The organism is Pseudactinotalea suaedae (genome assembly GCF_009733815.1).
In the GTDB taxonomy this organism is placed as follows: Bacteria; Actinomycetota; Actinomycetes; order Actinomycetales; family Beutenbergiaceae; genus Pseudactinotalea; species Pseudactinotalea suaedae.
This window is the reverse complement of the sequence record NZ_WNXY01000008.1, coordinates 267,436-284,553: the sequence shown is the minus strand read 5'-3', so window position 1 is coordinate 284,553 and position 17,118 is coordinate 267,436. Positions and strand designations below refer to the sequence as shown.

Here is a 17,118-nt window from a genome sequence, read left to right as displayed (position 1 = left end):
GCAGGTCGACCTGCGGCTGGAGATGCAGCGCAGCTACCTCGACTACGCGATGAGCGTGATCGTGGGGCGCGCGCTGCCCGACATCCGCGACGGCTTGAAGCCGGTGCACCGGCGCATCCTCTACGCGATGTATGACGGCGGCTACCGCCCCGACTCCTCGTTCTCCAAGTGCGCACGCGTGGTCGGCGACGTGATGGGTCACTACCACCCGCACGGTGACTCCGCGATCTACGACGCGTTGGTGCGGCTGGTCCAGCCGTGGTCGATGCGGTACCCGCTGGTGCTCGGTCAGGGCAACTTCGGCTCGCCCGGCAACGACCCGGCCGCGGCGCCGCGGTACACCGAGTGCAAGATGGCCCCGCTCGCGCTCGAGATGGTGCGGGACATCGAGAAGAACACCGTCGACTTCGGTGACAACTACGACGGCCACACGCAGGAGCCGGAGGTGCTTCCGGCCCGGTTCCCGAACCTGCTGGTCAACGGCAGCGCCGGCATCGCCGTGGGCATGGCCACCAACATCCCGCCGCACAACATGCGCGAGGTCGCCGAGGCCGTCGGGTGGTTCCTGGACAACCCGGACGCCAGCGCCGAGGAGCTGCTGGGCCAGGCGATGCGCCGGGTCAAGGGTCCGGACTTCCCCACCGGCGCGCTGATCCTGGGCACCCGCGGCATCGAGGACGCCTACCGCACCGGGCGGGGCTCGATCACGATGCGTGCCGTCGTCGAGGTCGAGGAGATCCAGGGCCGGCAGTGCCTGGTGGTGGGTGACCTGCCGTACCAGGTCAACCCGGACAACCTGGCCGCCAAGATCGGTGAGCTGGTCCGCGACGGCCGGATCTCCGGCATCGCCGACATCCGCGATGAGACCTCGGGCCGGTCGGGTCAACGACTGGTGATCATCCTCAAGCGCGACGCGGTCGCGAAGGTCGTCCTCAACAACCTGTACAAGCACACGCAGCTGCAGGACAACTTCAGCGCCAACATGCTGGCGCTGGTCGACAACGTGCCGCGCACGCTCAGCCTCGACGCGTTCATCCGGCACTGGGTGGACCACCAGATTGAGGTCGTGGTCCGCCGTACGCAGTGGCTGAAGGCCCGCGCCGAGAAGCGGATCCACATCCTCAAGGGCCTGATGAAGGCGCTCGACGCGCTCGACGAGGTGATCGCGCTGATCCGCGCGTCGGCCACGGTCGACGCGGCCCGCACCGGGTTGATGGAGCTGCTCGACATCGACACCGACCAGGCCGACGCGATCCTGGAGATGCAGCTGCGGCGGCTGGCGGCGCTGGAGCGTCAGCGGATCCAGGACGAGCACGACGCGCTCGAGCGGGAGATCGCCGAGTACAACGCGATCCTGGAGTCCCCGGCCAGGCAGCGCGAGCTGATCCGCTCGGAGCTGAAGGAGATCGTGGACAAGTACGGCGACGAGCGCCGCACCACGATCCTCCCCTACGACGGCGACATGAGCGTCGAGGACCTCATCCCCGAGGAGGACGTGGTCGTCACGATCACCCGGGGCGGGTACGCCAAGCGGACCCGGGTGGACAACTACCGGGCCCAGCGTCGCGGCGGCAAGGGCGTGCGCGGCGCGCAGCTGCGCGGCGACGACGTGGTGGACCACTTCTTCACCACGACCACGCACCACTGGTTGCTGTTCTTCACCAACCTCGGACGCGTCTACCGGGCCAAGGGGTACGAGCTGCCCGAGGGTGGCCGTGACGCCAAGGGCCAGCACGTCGCGAACCTCATGGCGTTCCTGCCGGACGAGAAGATCGCCCAGGTGCTGGCGATCCGCGACTACGAGCAGGCGGAGTACCTGGTGCTCGCCACCGCGCGCGGCCTGGTGAAGAAGACGCGTCTGGGCGAGTACAACTCGCCGCGCTCGGGCGGCCTCATCGCGATCAACCTGCGCGAGGTCGATGGCGCGCCGGACGAGCTGGTGGCCGCACGCCTGGTGGACTCCGACGACGACCTCCTGCTCGTCTCGCGCAAGGGTCAGTCGCTGCGGTTCACCGCGACCGACGAGGCGCTGCGCCCGATGGGACGCGCGACCTCGGGCGTGACCGGGATGAAGTTCCGGCACGACGACGCGCTGCTGAGCATGGACGTGGTCTCCGACGGCTCCAACCTGTTCGTGGTCACCGAGGGCGGCTTCGCCAAGCGCACCAAGGTGAGCGAGTACCGGGTGCAGGGCCGCGGTGGCCTCGGCATCAAGGTGGCGAACCTGGTGGAGGCTCGCGGCGACCTGGTCGGGGCGTTGATCACGCAGGAGAGCGACGAGGTGCTCGTCATCATGGAGCGCGGCAAGATCGTGCGCTCCGCCGTGAGCGGGGTGAACCTCACCGGGCGCACCACCCAGGGTGTGACGTTCGCCAAGCCCGACGACGGCGACCGGATCATCGCGATCGCGCGGAACATCGAGTCCGTGCCCGTGGTGGCCGAGGGCGTCGAGGGCGAGGGTGAGATGCCCGCCGAGGGTGAGGCTCCGCCGTCGGGACCCTCCTCGGAGACGGCTGAGATGGCCGATCCGGAGAACGATGGCGTACCGTCGACCGAGCAGAGCAAGCCGGAAGGACGCTGATGAGCGAGAAGACCGTGACCTCGGGCGGCTCGGGCGGGCTGCCCCCGGCCGTTCCGCCGAGCGTCCCACCGGCGCGACCTGGCGGCAGCGGGAGCAACCCGCCGGCGCGTGTGTCGACGGCGGCGGCCCGCAACGGCGGCGGGGCGGGCACCTCGGGCCGGGAGGCCGACAGGCCTACCACCGAGCGGCCCGCGTCGAACGACGGCGGCTCCGGGGGCCGCGAGAAGCCGGCCCCGAAGGCCAAGCCTCCGGGCCCGCGCCGGGTGCGGCTCGCGGTGTCCCGCGTGGACCCGTGGTCGGTGATGAAGCTCTCCTTCCTGCTCTCGATCGCGCTGGGCATCGGCCTCGTGGTGGCCACGGCCACCGTGTGGACCGTGCTCAACCAGATGGAGGTGTTCGCGGAGATCCAGAGCGTCATCGAGCAGGCCGAGGCGATGAACCAGTTCGGGCCGCTGCTGGCGTACCTGGAGTTCTCGCGGGTGCTGTCGGTCGCGACCGTGGTGGCGGTCGTCGACATCGTGCTGCTGACCGCGCTGGCCACGCTCGGCGCGTTCGTCTACAACCTGGTCGCCGCGATGGTCGGCGGCCTGCACCTCACCCTGACCGACGACTGACGCATCGGTTTGGGTGGAACGAGGGGGCTGAGGTACCCTCGTGCGGCGCCCGCTCGTCGGGTGCCTTGCTTGTGCGGGCCTATAGCTCAGACGGTTAGAGCGCTTCCCTGATAAGGAAGAGGTCGCTGGTTCGAGTCCAGCTAGGCCCACGACCCGCGCCGGAGGAGTGTGACATGAAGAAGCTCGTGATCACCGGGCTCCTGGTTGCCGCGGCGGCAGTGATCTGGCGTGCGTGGGAGGACCAGCGCGAGCAGCGCGACGTGTGGACCGAGGTCACCGACCCGCTCTCCTGAGCGTCCAGGTCGCGACAACTTCATCCAGGGGCCATGGCGCAATTGGTAGCGCACCTGCTTTGCAAGCAGGGGGTTGGGGGTTCGAGTCCCCCTGGCTCCACCCATCAGCTCAGCTCGAGCGCCAGCCCGACCGCCTGTGCGGGACGAATTGGTCGCTCATCGTGGCGAGTCCCCGATGTGAGCGTTCACGTCCGCGACCAGCGACGAGTTCTGCCCGCTGCTCCGGACCAGGCCGGACCTACCGGAGCAGCCGGGCCTCCATCGCGACGATGCGATCGCCCTCGCTCGTGATGAGCAGCAGCGACGACGGCTCGCCGTTCTGCGAGCTGAGCACGCCGAGCTGGTCCCCAAGATCCACGACCTCGAACGCGTATCGGGTCGCGCCCTGGCGGAACCGCGTGGCGCCGTTCGCGACCTGCGGCGCGCCGCGCACGATCCGGATGCCCGAGGGGCCCTCGTCGATGCGGAACTCCACCTCCGGGTGCAGCACCCCGATCAGCGCCTCGAGGTTTCCGGCGCCCGCCGCCTCGAGGAAGGCATCCACCACGGCGCGCTGCTGCCGGCGGGTCGCGTCACCACGGGAGGTCCGACCGCCCCCACGCAGCCGCTCCCGAGCCCGGCTCGCGAGCTTGCGCGCGGCCGCCGGTGTTCGATCGACCACGCCCGCGACCTCTCGGAACGGCAGGCCGAACACGTCGTGCAGCACGTACGCGAGCCGCTCGTCGGGCTCGAGCTGGTCGAGGACGATCATCAGGGCGTAGCTGACGCGTTCGGCGGTCTCGGCGCGCGACGCCGGTCCGGGGGCCGGCGCCTCCACGTCGGGAAGAGCCTCGAGCGGGTCCTCGGGACGCCGGCTCCGGGCGCGGAGCTGGTCCAGGCTTATCCGGCTGACCACACGCGTCAGCCAGGCCCGCAGGTCCTCGACGTCGGACACGTCAGTCCGCGCGAGCCGCAGCCACGCCTCCTGCACCGCGTCCTCGGCGTCCGCGTGCGAGCCGAGCATCCGGTAGGCCACCGTCGCCAGGTAGGCGCGGTGCCGGTCGAACTGGACGGCGAGACCCTCACCCGCTGCGCTGCCGGTCATCATCGACGACACTAGTTGGCGCTCCTCCTCGCGAACAGCGCCGCCGGGTCGTACGAGGCCCGGACCTGCTCCAGTCGGCGGCGGGTTGCTTCAGGACGGGCGCTCGCCTGCACCTCGGGTGAGCTTCCGTCGAGGAAGTTGGCGTAGGCGCCGTCGACGTGCGGCGTAAGCCTGGCCCAGACGCTCTCGACGCCGGCGAGGATCCCGTCGAACGCCGGGGCCGGGCCGCCCGCGAAGGTGCTCAGCATCAGCTCGGCGCGGCGGTGTGCGAACGCGGTCTCGTCGGCTCCGACGTCGGCCAGGGCGCCGCCGAGACTGTTGAGCACGATGGCGGTCGGCTGCGGCTCAGCGGCGATCGCCACCACCTCGGCCACCGCGGCGTCGGCGGACTCCGGCGGTACGAGCCCGTTCCGCACGGCGAGCCGAAGTCCCGCCGGCAGCACATGACCTTCCTCGAGGATGTCACCGTACGCCTGCACCGCGACGGTGTCGCTCTGCAGCGTCCCGAGGCCGCGCAGCGGCGCGACGAGGGAAGCGGCGTCCTCCCCGATCGCACACACCGTGACCTCGACCGGAGCGTCCGGCCCGCCTGCGAACGGGTTCGCGAGCCTGACGGCGGAGGTCAGCTCGCGCGGTGCCGTCCGCAGGTGTGCCGCCCACCCGCCCACCACCTGGGCAGCCTCGGCGGCGGGGAACGTCAACGTGCCGAACGTGACCGTGGTCAGCTCTGCGGCCTGGAGCTCGAACGCGGTCACGACCCCCACGCCACCGCCGCCGCCGCGCAGCGCCCAGAAGAGGTCGGGGTGGCTGGTGCTGGACGCCGTGAGGACCTCGCCGGCCGCGGTCACCACCTCCGCCGCGACCAGACGATCGAGCGTCAGCCCGTGCGCCCGCACCATCCAGCCGATCCCGCCCGAGAGCGTCAGACCACCCACACCGACCGATGCCGTGTCACCCGAGGAGATCGCGAGGCCGTGCGGCGCGAGCGCCCTGACGACCTCACCCCAGGTGGCGCCGCCACCGACACGCACACGACCGCCGTCGAGCACCTCGACCGAGCTGAGGGCGCCCAGGTCGATGACCACCCCGTCGTCCACCGTCCCGAGAGCGGCGAACGAGTGCCCGCCGCCGCGCACGGCCACCGGCAGACCGGATGCGGCAGCGGCGCGAACGGCTCGCTGCGCGTCGGCCACGTCGCGCGGGCGCAGCACGAGCGCCGGGCTGCTCGAGGCCAGCGGGGTGCGGGCGGCGGCGTCGTAGTCGGGCGAGTCCGGGGTGATGATCGGGCCCGTGAATCCGTCGAGCTGCTGCTCGAGCGTGCTGAGCATGAGGTCTCCTTCCGAATCCCGCCCGAATGGCGGGTCATGAGGAAGACGTCGGGCGCGGCGAGAATGTGACCGATCGGCGAGCGCGTCGCTGCCGTGACCGGGCGACCGCCTGGTCGCCGGTCCGCTACAGCTGCCGCGCGACGGCGGCCGCCGCGCGCAGCCACGCCCGCTGGGTCGCCGAGCCCAGGGCGTCGAACCGCAGCACGTTCTCGACCATGGCCCGGTCGTAGGGGATGGTGACCGCGCTGGAGACCCATCCCTCGAAGCCGCGTGCGATGTCGGCGGCGGAAGGGTTGGAGTCCTTCTCACGCGCCTGCGACACGATCACCACGGCGCGCTGGGCGAGCTCGGCGGACCGCCCACCGCGCTTGGTCAACGCCTCGAGCAGCAGCGCACCGGCCTCGGCGTGCTCGGGCTTGGCGATGGTCGGCACCACCAGCTGGTCGGCCTTGTCGATCATGCGCAGCCAGTGGCCGGCGGACTCGTCGTTGCCGGAGTCCACGAAGATCAGCCGGTAGTAGCGGCCGAGCACGTCGTGGATCGAGTCCACGTCGTCACCGCTGATGCGCTGCTCCGAGCTCAGCAGGTTGGGGTTGGAGCGCAGCACGTCGTACTTGTCAGCAGCCTGGTGATGCACGTAGTGGCTGATGTCACCGGCGCGGGCGCTCGGTTCGAGCAGCTCGGCGGCCCGCGGGATCAGGTCGAGCACGGTCGACTCGTGCTTGCCCTGCTCGGTGCGCCAGCCGAGGGTGCCGCGGGTCTCGTTGTTGTCCCAAGCGATCGTGGCCGCACCGGAGTACCGGGCGAACGTCGCCGCGAGCAGGGCCGTGGTCGGGGTCTTGCTCGCGCCGCCCTTGCCGTTGACGACGGCGATCGTCCGCACCCCCGGCCAGTGCTGGGAGACCGCGTGGATGTCGTCGCGCTCGGAGCGCTCGGCCGCCGACGGCTGGGTCCGCACCCCGACCCGCGCCAGCACGCCGCGGAATCCCTTGGTCGCCGGCGCTTCGGGCTGCTCGGTCTTGAGGAAGGACTCCCGCAGCTGCCGGCGGGTCACCGGCGTCTCGGGGCCGAACGGCCCGACGGCGGAGCCTGGCTGGGCGGGCGCCCCACCCTGGTCCTGCGTCCACCCGGGCGGAGGCGTCTGGTGCTGTCCCGGGTTCTGCTGGCCCGACGGCGAGCCCGGCGTCCACGGTGAGGCGGCCGAGGGCTGCTGCATCGCGGGCACTGGGACCTGCTGCACGTGCGCCTGCTGGGTTGCTGCCTGCTGAGGTGCTGCCTGCTGGGCCCTCCCCTGGTGGGTCTGCTCGACGGGCGCCTGCTGGGCCGGTCCCGGTCGCTGCTGGTGGGCCGGGAGCGCCTGCGGATCGCTCGCCGCCGACCTCATCCACGACGCGACGGCGGCCGGATCTGCGGGCTGCTCCCGCGGCGCGGACGTCTGCGGGACGGCGTGCGGTGACGGCTGCGGTGGTGCCGAGGGCTGCGGTGCGGACGCCGCTGCCGGTGGTGGCGGCGTCTGCAGCGGGGACGGCACCGGCGGTCCCGCTGTCGGCTGCTGCTGGGCCTCGGCCGCGGCCGGCTTCGGCCCCCGCGGGCCCCAGGCGGTCACCGTGTCGTCGAGCGCCGGCGGGATGTCGATCGGCTTCTGCAGCTGCGCGGGCGGGATGGTGTCTTCGGGCAGGTCGTTGCTGGTCATCTCGCCGAGCGAGCCGTCGGGATTCACGGTGAGGAGGAAGCGGCCCTCGGGGTCGTAGACGTCGACCTGGATCGGCCTGCCCTCGGCTCGTGCCCGCGACGCGACGTGCGCGACGACGTCGGAGCGCGTCTGCTCGAGCGTGGTCGCGAGCACACGCTGCGCGACGCCGTCGATGACGATCTCGGCGTTCCCGTCGGCGCGGATGGTCGCAACAGCGCGTGGTGGCTCGAAGGTCACAGCAACTCCCTTGGCTCCGGCAGGGCGCACGCCGCGCGCGCACCGGGGTCCATCGTGGCAGCAGTGGGCCGCCCGGCGGCCCAGGTCGGTGGTGAGTACTCCCCACCCGCGAGGGCACCGCCGTCGGGCATCGGCTCGGCGCTCCGCTCGCGAGCGCGGGCCGGGGACCGAGGCACCGTCAGCCGGGCTCGCCCGCCGATGGGAGGATCACGTGATGGCCGCAACTCTCCTGGTCCAGGGCCTGGCAGGCGGGTACGGCCACCGCACGCTCTTCGACGGCGTCGACCTGACGGTCGCTCCGGGTGACGTCGTGGGTGTCGTCGGCGCCAACGGTGCCGGCAAGTCCACTCTCTTGCGCCTGCTCGCCGGGGTGGACGTACCGCAGGAGGGCACGGTCGTCCTCTCCCCCGCCGACGCGTTCGTCGGATGGCTGCCGCAGGAGCACGAGCGCATCCCGGGTGAGACCGTGACCGGCTACATCGCCCGCCGTACTGGCTGCGCGCAGGCGACCGCGGACATGGATGCTGCGGCCACCGCGCTCGGAGAGCCACCCGAGAGCGGGCCGAGTGGCGTCGATCCGGCCGATCGCTACTCCGCTGCGCTCGAGCGCTGGTTGGCGAGCGGCGCCGCCGACCTCGAGGAGCGCATCCCGGTGGCGCTCGCCGACCTGGGTCTGGAGGTGGCCGGCCAGGACGTCGGAGCGACCCTGATGACCTCGCTCTCCGGCGGGCAGGCGGCCCGCGTGGGGCTGGCGGCGCTGATGCTGTCGCGGTTCGACGTGGTGCTGCTCGACGAGCCGACCAACGACCTCGACTTCGACGGGCTGGACCGGCTCGAGGCGCTCGTGCGCGGCCTGCGGGCCGGGGTGGTCCTGGTCAGTCACGACCGCGAGTTCCTCGCGCGCTGTGTGACCCGGGTGCTGGAGCTCGACCTGGCGCAGCGCTCGAACCGCGTCTACGGCGGCGGTTACGACGCCTATCTGGAGGAGCGAGCCACGCTCCGCCGTCAGCAGCGGGAGAAGTACGAGGAGTTCGCCGACAAGAAGGCCGACCTCGTCTCACGGGCCCGGACGCAGCGCGAGTGGTCGAGCCAGGGCGTGCGCAACGCGATGCGGAAGGCGCCGGACAACGACAAGATCCGGCGCAAGGCCTCGACGGAGTCCAGCGAGAAGCAGGCGCAGAAGGTGCGGCAGATGGAGAGCCGGATCGCGCGGCTCGACGAGGTCGAGGAGCCACGCAAGGAGTGGCAGCTCGAGCTCACGATCGGTGCGGCGCCCCGCTCGAGCACGGTGGTCGCGACGCTCAACGCTGCCCTGCTCAGGCTGGGCTCGTTCACTCTCGGGCCGCTCTCGCTGCAGGTCAACGAGGGCGAGCGCATCGGGATCACCGGACCCAACGGCGCCGGGAAGACGACGCTCCTCCGGGTCCTGCTCGGGCGGCTCCGGCCGGACGAGGGGACCGCGAGCCTGGGAGCGAGCGTGCAGGTCGGCGAGATCGACCAGGCGCGCTCGTCGCTGGCCGGGAACCAGGCGCTCGTGGAGAGGTTCGCCGCGCAGACACCGGAGATGATTCCCGCCGACGTGCGGACGCTGCTGGCCAAGTTCGGGCTGAAGGCCGATCACGTGGGTCGCCCGGTGGACGAGCTGTCCCCGGGGGAACGGACACGGGCGGGGCTGGCCCTGCTGCAGGCGCGCGGGGTCAACCTGCTGGTGCTCGACGAGCCCACGAACCACCTCGACCTGCCGGCCATCGAGCAGCTGGAGCAGGCGCTCGAGTCCTACCAGGGCACGCTGCTGCTGGTCACGCACGACCGGCGGATGCTCACGACGGTGCGCACCGACCGGCAGTGGGTCGTGGAGTCCGGCCGCGTCATCGAGCGGTGACGACGGCGGCTCGGCTCTTGCCGACGTCGGTGGTGCGTGCCAGCCTGAGGAGCATGTGCCGCAACATCCGACCCCTCCACAACTTCGAGCCGCACGCCACCTCGCAGGAGGTGCACGATGCCGCGCTGCAGTACGTCCGCAAGATCAGCGGGACGACCAACCCCTCGCAGGCCAACCGCGAGGTCTTCGACCGCGCCGTGGCCGAGATCGCGCACGCGACCGAGCACCTGCTGGCGGATCTCGTGACCACGGCGCCGCCGAAGGACCGCGAGGTCGAGCGTGAGAAGGCTCGCGCCCGCAACGCCAAGCGATTCCCGGAGACCGCCGCGTCCTGATCCCGGGGCTCCGCACCGGGCTCGCCACGAGGGCGCGTCCGGAGGAGGCGCTCGAGGGCGGCTCCGTCAGACCTCGCTGCGCCAGCTGTGCTGGGGTGCGAAGCCGAGCAGCCGCCGCGCCTTGTCGATCGAGAGCAGCGTCTGGTGCTCACCCAGCTCCCCGCGCACCTCGACGTCGGGGAACACCTCGGCGAGCAGCGACGCGTTGGGGCGCGTCATCACCGTGTCCTCGTTGGCCACGATGAACACCTCGGTGCCCGTCAGGTCCGAGTCGAGCGCGAGCCGGACCGCCTGCGCGCCGTCGCGCGCGTCGATGTAGCCCCACAGGTTCCACTTGCGTGCCTGTGCGTCGTCGTCGAACGCGGGGGATCGCTGGTAGTCGGCGGGCTCCATCACGTTGGAGAACCGCAGGCCGATCATCTTGAGCGCGGGGTCCCAGCGGCACAGCTCGACCGCCATCCGCTCCTCCAGCGTCTTGACCAGCGAGTACGTGGAGTTGGGTCGGGGTGGGTACTCCTCATCGACCGGCACGTACGGCGGCGGCACGTCGAAGGGCAGCCCGAGCACCGTCTCGCTGGAGGCCCAGACGATGTTGCGAACGCCTGCTCGCCGGGCCGCGCTGATCAGGTTCCAGCTGCTGAGCATGTTGTTGGCGAACGTCTGGTGGTCCGGGACCATACCGGGCGCCGGCACGGCCGCGAGATGCACCAGGGCGTCGACCTGGTGGTAGCGCTCCTCCACCCCGAGCATCGCGTCGATGACCTGGCCGTAGTCGGTGAGATCGAGCGGGATGTAGGCCACCCCGTCCGTGGGATCCGCCGGCCGGGCGCGGTCGAACACGACCACGTCCCATCCGTGGTCGACAAGATCGCGGACGCACGCGCGTCCGAGCTTCCCGGCTCCGCCGGTCACCACCACCCGTGCCATCGACCACTCCTGCCCCGCGTCGGACCGCCCCGATGAGGGGCCGCTTCCCGAATATAGACCGCAGCATGTGTGGCCGGCTCGTCAGTGACCCGGCCTTCGGCTGGCTCTCGGCCACCCACCACGTATCAGCGATATCATCGCCGTATGACGATGAGTGTGACCGAGGCGCGGGACGGAGCCGACAGCCGCTGTATCACCACCCGGCACGACCACGAGGCGGTCGCCGCCGTGTTCCGCGCGCTCGCCGAGCCGGCCCGGCTCCAGATCGTCCATGCCCTGTCCGACGGCGAGCGCCGGGTGGTCGACCTCGTCGCCCAGGTGGGACTGGCGCAGTCGACGACGTCGGCTCACCTCGCCGTGCTGAAGGAGGCCGGACTGGTCACACCTCGCGCCGTGGGGCGCTCGACGTACTACTCGCTGACGACGACGTCCCTCGGCGCCCTTCTCCAACGCGCCGAGGAGCTGCTGGACGAAGGCCTGCTCGCCGTCGTCCACAGTCACGGAGCCGGGGGCTGAGATGGGTCTGGGTCACGACCACGGCCATGACACCCCCGGGCAGCGGCACCGAGGTCGGCTCGCGGCCGCGCTCGCGATCACCTGCGTGGTGCTCGTGGTGGAGGTCGTCGGTGCCGCCGTCACGGGCTCGCTCGCACTGCTGTCCGATGCCGGTCACATGCTCACCGACGCCGCGGGGCTGACGATCGCGCTCGCGGCGACCTGGTTGGCAGCCAGGCCCGCCGACCATCGGTGGACGTTCGGGTGGCAGCGCGCCGAGGTGCTCGCCGCCCTGGTCAACGGGGTGCTGCTGACGGTGGTCGCCGTGCTGGTGCTGGTCGAGGGCGTGCAGCGGTGGCAGCAGCCACCGGAGGTGCAGGCACCGGGGATGCTCGCGATCGGTGTGCTCGGGCTGCTGGCGAATCTCGTCGCCCTGCTCCTGCTGCGCGGTGGCCAGCGCGAGAGCATCAACGTGCGCGGCGCCTACCTCGAGGTGCTCGGCGACCTGATCGGCTCGATCGCGGTGATCGCGGCAGCGGTGGTGATCGTCACCACGGGCTGGGAGCGCGCGGACGCCGTGGCCTCGATCGCCATCGCGCTGCTGATCCTGCCCCGGGCGGTCTCGTTGCTGCGGACGGTCGCGAAGGTGCTCCTCGAGGGAACGCCCGAGGACCTCACGCTCGCCGACGTGCGCAAGCATCTGGAGGGTGTCGACGGCGTCGTCGACGTGCACGACCTGCACGCCTGGACCATCACGTCCGGGGTGCCGGTGCTCACCGCGCACGTGGTGGTGGACGACCGCGTGCTCACACCGGACGCCTTCTGCCACGTGCTCGACGCGATGCAGGGCTGTCTGCGTGGGCACTTCGACGTCGAGCACTCGACCTTCCAGATCGAGCCGAGCACCCACGACGACCACGACGAGGTCGCGACCCACGCCTGAGGCGAGCCGAACCGCCCCCGACGACCGCCGCCGTCAGGCGACGGGTTGGGCTCCGATGACCGACAGCAGCCGCAGCTTCTCGGCGCTCTCGCTGCCGGGGACGGCGGTGTAGACGAGCAACGAGTGCGACTGGTCGGGGTCCAGCAGCCGCTGGCAGGTGAGCTCCAGACCGCCGAGCTCGGGATGCACGAACCGCTTGACCGTGTGCGGCCGGATGCCGATCTCGTGGTCGGCCCACACCCGCCGGAACTCCTCGCTCCGCTCGAGCAGCTCGTCGACCAGCCGTGCGGCGCGCGAGCCAGGACCCCGGAGAGTGGCGATCTCCCGCAGGCCCGATGCCCACATCCTGGTGAGGAACGGGTGCTCCTCGGGTGCGTAGAGAGCGCGGGACGCGGGATCGGTGAACCAGCGGTAGCCGATGCTGCGCGCGGAGCCGGTGTGGCGGGTGTGGTCCCCGGTCAGGGCGACGCCCATCGGGGACTGCCGGAGCGTCTCGCCGAGCTCCGTGACGACCTCAGCCGGGGTGTCGTCGAGCCGGTCCAGGATCCGCAGCAGGCCAGGGCTGATGTGCTCGCTGATGCCGCCTCGCACGGGCGGCTGGTGACCAGCCAGGCGGAACAGGTGGTCGCGCTCGGCGACCGCGAGATGGAGCCCCAGGGCGATCGAGGCGAGCATCTGCTCCGAGGGTTGAGGTCCGCGTTCTTGCTCGAGGCGTGAGTAGTAGTCGGTCGACATGTGGCACAGCGAGGCCACTTCCTCGCGGCGCAGGCCACGGGTGCGGCGGCGCATCCCGCGCGGGAGGCCGACATCCTCGGGTTGCAGCGCCTCACGGCGCCGTCGCAGGAACTCGGCCAGCCCGGCGCGGTCGATCATGGTGGTCCCCCTCGTGGTCCTGCCTCGTTTGTACCCCGGGACGGCGCCCGTAGCCACGGTTCGCTGATCCCCCTCTGGCCGGGGCGGACCGCGGACCCGGGGATCGACGCTCCCTGGAACGGCCTGCGGGCGTGCCTGAAGGTGAGGACACACCACCACAGGAGGAGCACAGCCCCATGCCCAGTCACATCGACTTCACCATGCCGGACCTCTCCGGCACGCGCGCTCTCGTCACCGGGGCCAGCGACGGCATCGGGCTGGGAATCGCCACCCGCCTCGCCGGGGCCGGCGCCGAGGTGATCATGCCGGTCCGGAACCCGACCAAGGGCGAGGCCGCGGTCGCGAGGATCCGCGACCGGCACCCGCACGCCAAGGTCTCGCTCCGCCGTCTGGATCTCTCGTCGCTGGCGTCGGTGGCGGCCCTGGGTAACGAGCTGCGCGAGGAGGGGTCTCCCATCCACCTCCTGGTCAACAACGCGGGAGTCATGACACCGCCGGATCGCCAGGTCACGGCCGATGGTTTCGAGCTGCAGCTGGGGACCAATCACCTCGGCCACGTCGCGCTCGTCGGCCACCTGCTCCCGCTGCTGCGGGCGGGGAAGGCGCGCGTGACCTCGCAGGTGAGCATCGCGGCGCGGAGCGGACGCATCACCTGGGACGACCTCAACGGGGAACGCCGCTACTCCGGGCAGCGTGCGTACATCCAGTCCAAGATCGCGCTCGGCCTCTTCGGGCTCGAGCTGCAGCGGCGCAGCCGGGCGGGCGGCTGGGGCATCACCAGCAACCTGTCACACCCGGGCGTTGCACCGACCAGCCTGCTCGCCTCGCGCCCCGAGATCGGGAGGACCCAGGACACGGCTCAGGTGCGGGTGATCCGGGCGCTCTCGGCCCGGGGCATCCTGGCGGGCACCGTCGAGACGGCCCAGCTACCCGCGCTCATGGCCGCCACTGCCCCCGACGTCAAGCCGGGTGTCATGTATGCGCCGCGCGGACTTGGCGGTGTCGGTGGCCCGCCCGGCGAGGCTCGCCTCTATGGTCCGCTGCGGAGTGCTGAGGAAGCCGCGCGGGTGTGGGAGTTGTCGGTGGAGCTAGTAGGAGCGAAGTTCTCGACGGCGTGATCGATCAGCGATCCGAGTCAGCCCGTTCGCTACCAGTCGACCGGGACTGGATCAGACTCGACGCCGTCGACCACCAAGACCGCCTCGATCTCGGAGTCAGGCTGAATCCGGGGGTCGACCGCGATGAGGACCCACAGCTCCCCCAAGGAGATGACGGCACCGATCTCCCTGTCCGGACCCTCCTCGACGAACCGAACGACGACCGTGCCGCTTTCTGAGGTCGTTCCTGTCACGGTCAAGACGCCGTTGAGGAAGACGACCGTGTCGATCTGCAGAGGCGGTGCGATGAAGGGAATGCTCGCCGCCTCGCTCACTGACGTCCGGTCGCCGAGGGTTTGTGTCGCTACGACAGGGGTGTCGCTGAGCGCGTGGTCAGCGGGGACCGAGGAGGACCATTCGCCATTCTGATTCACCGAGACCGGATCGGTCTCGAAACCCTCGCCACTCACCGTCACCGAGGCGCCCGGCTCACCGGTGCCGGAGAACCTGATGACGTCGCCATCGACAACGGGGACGCTCAGAATCAGATCAACGAGCACGAACTCGGGAATTGGGTACGCCGAGACCTGCGACGGAAGGTCATCGAACCACTGACGTGCCGTGATCTCGCCCCCACCCGAGGTCAGAAGGTCGATATTGGCGCTCCAAGTGCCGTCCTGAAGCAGGACCAGATCGGTAACACGGGTGCCATCGCTCGTGTCGATCTCGATGTCCCCACCTGCCTCGATCTGTCCACGGATCGTGACGTACTGACCAACTCGATCTGAGAAGGTGATCTCCGGCGCTGCTGGCCGCGAGGGAAGGTCGACGGTGACTGCCGCCGACACCCTCCCGTCGACGGTGGTCTGGATGGCCGAGACGCGCTGCCCGGCGACCAGGTCGAGCTCCGGTGTCAGTGTCCAGTCCCCGTCCGGGTCGACCTCGACCGTGTCGAGCGGCGTACCGGTGACCTCCGTCGGCATCCGGAGCGGCACGGAGCGGACGGCCCCGCCAGCCGCGTCACCTCCGCCGCCACCGGCGACGGGCACAGTCTCCAGCGTGATGGTCGCGCCCGGTTCGCCACGGCCAAAGAGCACGATCACGCCCTCGACGACGTCGAAGTCCAGGCCTGGGGCCGCGGCCTCGTCCGGCTCATCCGTGGGCGGCACGACCGGCGGAATGGTCGGCGGCGTCGTCGGAGCCGGGGACACCGCGGGATCCGAGGAAGGCGTGGGGTCGGGATCCGGCGTCTGGTCCGGACTCGACGGTGGATCGTCCCGGATCGTCGTCCGCTGCGCGGTCGTGGTGTCGTCGGGGCCGGGCGTCGGCACGGCCGTGGGGTCGTCCGACGGTCCGTCCGTCGGCTCGTCGCTCGGGTCCTCGCTCGGGTCCTCGCTCGCCTCGTCCGCATCAGCGCCGGCGCCGTCGTCGTCGGGACCGGACCCACCCGGAAGACCGAGCGTGACGAGAGGCCGGGCCCCTCCCGGATCGTTCCCGAAGGCGTCGGCGGCCCCGGGATTCATCGTGACGGTCGCGATGACGATCGCGGTGACCGCCGCGGTGGACGTCGCCCCCAGCGCCATGCTTCGCGTGCTGACACCAGCGGCCATCTTGGAGAGCCCGGCCAGCGTTCCACCTGCGACACCGCCGCCCGCGAGCGCGAGCCCGGCCCACACGGCGACAGGGATCAGCAGCACGCGCAGCTCAGATGCCGCGGTGTCGACCTCGAACAGGACCCCGCGGCAGTAGTCGCAGTCCTCGAGATGGGACCGGACCTGGGCTTCGCGGCGGTCCGTGAGCTTGCCCTGCGTGTAGCGGCTGAGGTCGGTGACGAACGGGCGGCACTCGTCGGGCACCAGGCCCTCGTTGACATGGGCATCCAGCCACGCCGTGCGCAGGCCTTCCCGGGCGCGGTAGGACAACGCGGCCGCGGAGTTCGCCGACATGTTCCAGCGATCGGCGAGCTCGGCGGGCGCCACGCCTTCGACCTCACCCAGCCACAGCGCCTCCTGCCAGCGTGTGGGCAACGACTTGAACGCCTTGGTCAGGAGGTGCCAGCGCAGCCGCGACTCGGGCCGGTGGCTGTCGCGGGTGTCCTCACCTGCGAGCTCCTCGAGCTTGTCGGTGAGGATCGTCTGCTCGCCGCGCGTCCATCCGGCGATGACGTGGCGGACCGTCGTCGCCAGGTAGGCGCGGAACTCCGTCTTCGGGCCGCCACCATCCTGTGTGGCCTGCAGGATGCGCATGAACGCCTCCTGCACCGCGTCCTCCGCGAGCTGTGTGCGCGAGGAGTAGCTGTGGGCAGCACGCGTGGCGGCGCGGTGATGCCGACGATAGAGGGCCTCGAACGCCTCACCATCGCCGTCCCGGGCACGCGTGAGCAACGCGTGATCGGGCATGCCGACCGGCACCGCCAATATCCGCCCCTGTCTCGTGCACATCGGCGTGTTCCGACGCCGTCCCCAACCGCCTCATGCTACGTGACCACCGCTATGACCTAGTTCACACCCGAGGCCGCGTCATGATCACCGCTCCCCAGCATCTCTGAGTCAGATCCAACCGGGCAGGGTGGATCAGATCATCAGCTCGGGCGGTGGGGCGGAGTCGGGGGGCCCCACCCCACCGCACGAGGATGGTTGACACGATCGTTCGGAGGGGACGGCCGTGCGTGGCGGGCTGGAGAGGGGACCAGCCCGCCCGCACCACGCGGGGGACGTCGCCCAGCTGCTGAGTCCA

General features: G+C 71.1%; 14 protein-coding genes, 2 tRNA genes and 1 pseudogene. 10 read left to right on the top strand and 7 right to left on the bottom strand.

Going from position 1 to position 17,118, the window contains the following annotated elements; all coding sequences use genetic code 11:
• Nucleotides 1–22 precede the first annotated feature (22 nt).
• The 5 genes from gyrA (at nt 23) to GPA04_RS14545 (ending at nt 3,588) form a co-directional block, all read left to right on the top strand.
• Nucleotides 23–2,581, top strand: a complete 2,559-nt coding sequence (gene gyrA, locus GPA04_RS14560) for a DNA gyrase subunit A (RefSeq protein ID WP_436277916.1) — start codon at nt 23–25, stop codon at nt 2,579–2,581.
• Nucleotides 2,581–3,195 carry a DUF3566 domain-containing protein gene (locus GPA04_RS14555; RefSeq protein ID WP_156224896.1) on the top strand — a complete coding sequence of 205 codons (615 nt, stop codon included), beginning with the start codon at nt 2,581–2,583 and terminating at the stop codon, nt 3,193–3,195. The genes gyrA and GPA04_RS14555 overlap by 1 nt, the downstream gene beginning before the upstream one ends.
• A gap of 75 nt (nt 3,196–3,270) precedes the next feature.
• Nucleotides 3,271–3,344 (top strand) — tRNA-Ile (locus GPA04_RS14550).
• A gap of 24 nt (nt 3,345–3,368) precedes the next feature.
• A complete protein-coding gene (locus tag GPA04_RS21355; RefSeq protein WP_241680817.1) occupies nt 3,369–3,488 on the top strand; it encodes a DLW-39 family protein in 120 nt (39 codons plus the stop codon).
• Nucleotides 3,489–3,515: 27 nt separating this feature from the next.
• Nucleotides 3,516–3,588, top strand: a tRNA-Ala gene (locus tag GPA04_RS14545).
• 138 nt (nt 3,589–3,726) lie between these two features.
• On the opposite strand, the gene GPA04_RS14540 is transcribed toward GPA04_RS14545, so the two are convergent.
• From GPA04_RS14540 to GPA04_RS14530, 3 genes are all read right to left on the bottom strand, one after another.
• On the bottom strand, nt 3,727–4,572 hold the full coding sequence (locus tag GPA04_RS14540; RefSeq protein WP_156224895.1) for a sigma-70 family RNA polymerase sigma factor: 846 nt from the start codon (nt 4,570–4,572) through the stop codon (nt 3,727–3,729).
• A gap of 11 nt (nt 4,573–4,583) precedes the next feature.
• Nucleotides 4,584–5,900, bottom strand: coding sequence for an FAD-binding oxidoreductase (locus GPA04_RS14535; protein ID WP_156224894.1), 1,317 nt, complete (start codon nt 5,898–5,900; stop codon nt 4,584–4,586).
• A gap of 124 nt (nt 5,901–6,024) precedes the next feature.
• Nucleotides 6,025–7,830 (bottom strand): AAA family ATPase, encoded by a 1,806-nt coding sequence (locus GPA04_RS14530; protein ID WP_156224893.1) that lies wholly within the window; start codon nt 7,828–7,830, stop codon nt 6,025–6,027.
• A 214-nt stretch (nt 7,831–8,044) separates the two neighbouring features.
• On the opposite strand from GPA04_RS14530, the gene GPA04_RS14525 reads away from it, so the two are divergent.
• Both GPA04_RS14525 and GPA04_RS14520 read left to right on the top strand, forming a co-directional pair.
• The gene (locus GPA04_RS14525) at nt 8,045–9,712 is read left to right on the top strand and encodes an ABC-F family ATP-binding cassette domain-containing protein (protein WP_156224892.1); all 1,668 of its coding nucleotides are present in this window, start codon (nt 8,045–8,047) and stop codon (nt 9,710–9,712) included.
• A 53-nt stretch (nt 9,713–9,765) separates the two neighbouring features.
• Nucleotides 9,766–10,047, top strand: a complete 282-nt coding sequence (locus tag GPA04_RS14520; protein ID WP_156224891.1) for a DUF2277 domain-containing protein — start codon at nt 9,766–9,768, stop codon at nt 10,045–10,047.
• A gap of 66 nt (nt 10,048–10,113) precedes the next feature.
• Here GPA04_RS14520 and GPA04_RS14515 read toward each other — a convergent pair whose 3' ends face one another.
• Nucleotides 10,114–10,974: an NAD-dependent epimerase/dehydratase family protein gene (locus GPA04_RS14515; protein WP_156224890.1), complete on the bottom strand. Its 861-nt coding sequence runs from the start codon at nt 10,972–10,974 to the stop codon at nt 10,114–10,116.
• A 144-nt stretch (nt 10,975–11,118) separates the two neighbouring features.
• Here GPA04_RS14515 and GPA04_RS14510 point away from each other — a divergent pair, with 144 nt between their 5' ends.
• Together GPA04_RS14510 and GPA04_RS14505 are read left to right on the top strand one after the other, a co-directional pair.
• Nucleotides 11,119–11,490, top strand: coding sequence for an ArsR/SmtB family transcription factor (locus tag GPA04_RS14510; protein WP_241680816.1), 372 nt, complete (start codon nt 11,119–11,121; stop codon nt 11,488–11,490).
• Nucleotides 11,491–11,497: 7 nt separating this feature from the next.
• Entirely contained in the window at nt 11,498–12,412 is a 915-nt protein-coding gene (locus tag GPA04_RS14505) for a cation diffusion facilitator family transporter (protein WP_436277915.1), read from the top strand.
• A gap of 33 nt (nt 12,413–12,445) precedes the next feature.
• Here the strand turns inward: GPA04_RS14505 and GPA04_RS14500 are convergent, their stop codons facing one another.
• On the bottom strand, nt 12,446–13,285 hold the full coding sequence (locus tag GPA04_RS14500) for a helix-turn-helix transcriptional regulator (RefSeq protein WP_156224888.1): 840 nt from the start codon (nt 13,283–13,285) through the stop codon (nt 12,446–12,448).
• A 176-nt stretch (nt 13,286–13,461) separates the two neighbouring features.
• Here GPA04_RS14500 and GPA04_RS14495 point away from each other — a divergent pair, with 176 nt between their 5' ends.
• A complete protein-coding gene (locus tag GPA04_RS14495; protein WP_156224887.1) occupies nt 13,462–14,403 on the top strand; it encodes an SDR family oxidoreductase in 942 nt (313 codons plus the stop codon).
• Between the two features lie 29 nt (nt 14,404–14,432).
• On the opposite strand, the gene GPA04_RS14490 is transcribed toward GPA04_RS14495, so the two are convergent.
• Nucleotides 14,433–16,238, bottom strand: coding sequence for a zf-HC2 domain-containing protein (locus GPA04_RS14490; protein ID WP_241680815.1), 1,806 nt, complete (start codon nt 16,236–16,238; stop codon nt 14,433–14,435).
• A 45-nt stretch (nt 16,239–16,283) separates the two neighbouring features.
• Nucleotides 16,284–16,781, bottom strand: a pseudogene (locus GPA04_RS21535) (RNA polymerase sigma factor); the annotation flags it as partial.
• Nucleotides 16,782–17,118: the final 337 nt, after the last annotated feature.

Excerpts from the sequence above, each read along its gene's own strand:
- GPA04_RS14510 (WP_241680816.1), top strand. The coding sequence starts at position 11,119 with ATGACGATGAGTGTGACCGAGGCGCGGGACGGAGCCGACAGCCGCTGT.
- GPA04_RS14540 (WP_156224895.1), bottom strand. The coding sequence starts at position 4,572 with ATGACCGGCAGCGCAGCGGGTGAGGGTCTCGCCGTCCAGTTCGACCGG.
- GPA04_RS14555 (WP_156224896.1), top strand. The coding sequence starts at position 2,581 with ATGAGCGAGAAGACCGTGACCTCGGGCGGCTCGGGCGGGCTGCCCCCG.
- GPA04_RS21355 (WP_241680817.1), top strand. The coding sequence starts at position 3,369 with ATGAAGAAGCTCGTGATCACCGGGCTCCTGGTTGCCGCGGCGGCAGTG.
- GPA04_RS14495 (WP_156224887.1), top strand. The coding sequence starts at position 13,462 with ATGCCCAGTCACATCGACTTCACCATGCCGGACCTCTCCGGCACGCGC.
- gyrA (WP_436277916.1), top strand. The coding sequence starts at position 23 with ATGCAGCGCAGCTACCTCGACTACGCGATGAGCGTGATCGTGGGGCGC.
- GPA04_RS14515 (WP_156224890.1), bottom strand. The coding sequence starts at position 10,974 with ATGGCACGGGTGGTGGTGACCGGCGGAGCCGGGAAGCTCGGACGCGCG.
- GPA04_RS14535 (WP_156224894.1), bottom strand. The coding sequence starts at position 5,900 with ATGCTCAGCACGCTCGAGCAGCAGCTCGACGGATTCACGGGCCCGATC.
- GPA04_RS14500 (WP_156224888.1), bottom strand. The coding sequence starts at position 13,285 with ATGATCGACCGCGCCGGGCTGGCCGAGTTCCTGCGACGGCGCCGTGAG.
- GPA04_RS14520 (WP_156224891.1), top strand. The coding sequence starts at position 9,766 with ATGTGCCGCAACATCCGACCCCTCCACAACTTCGAGCCGCACGCCACC.
- GPA04_RS14525 (WP_156224892.1), top strand. The coding sequence starts at position 8,045 with ATGGCCGCAACTCTCCTGGTCCAGGGCCTGGCAGGCGGGTACGGCCAC.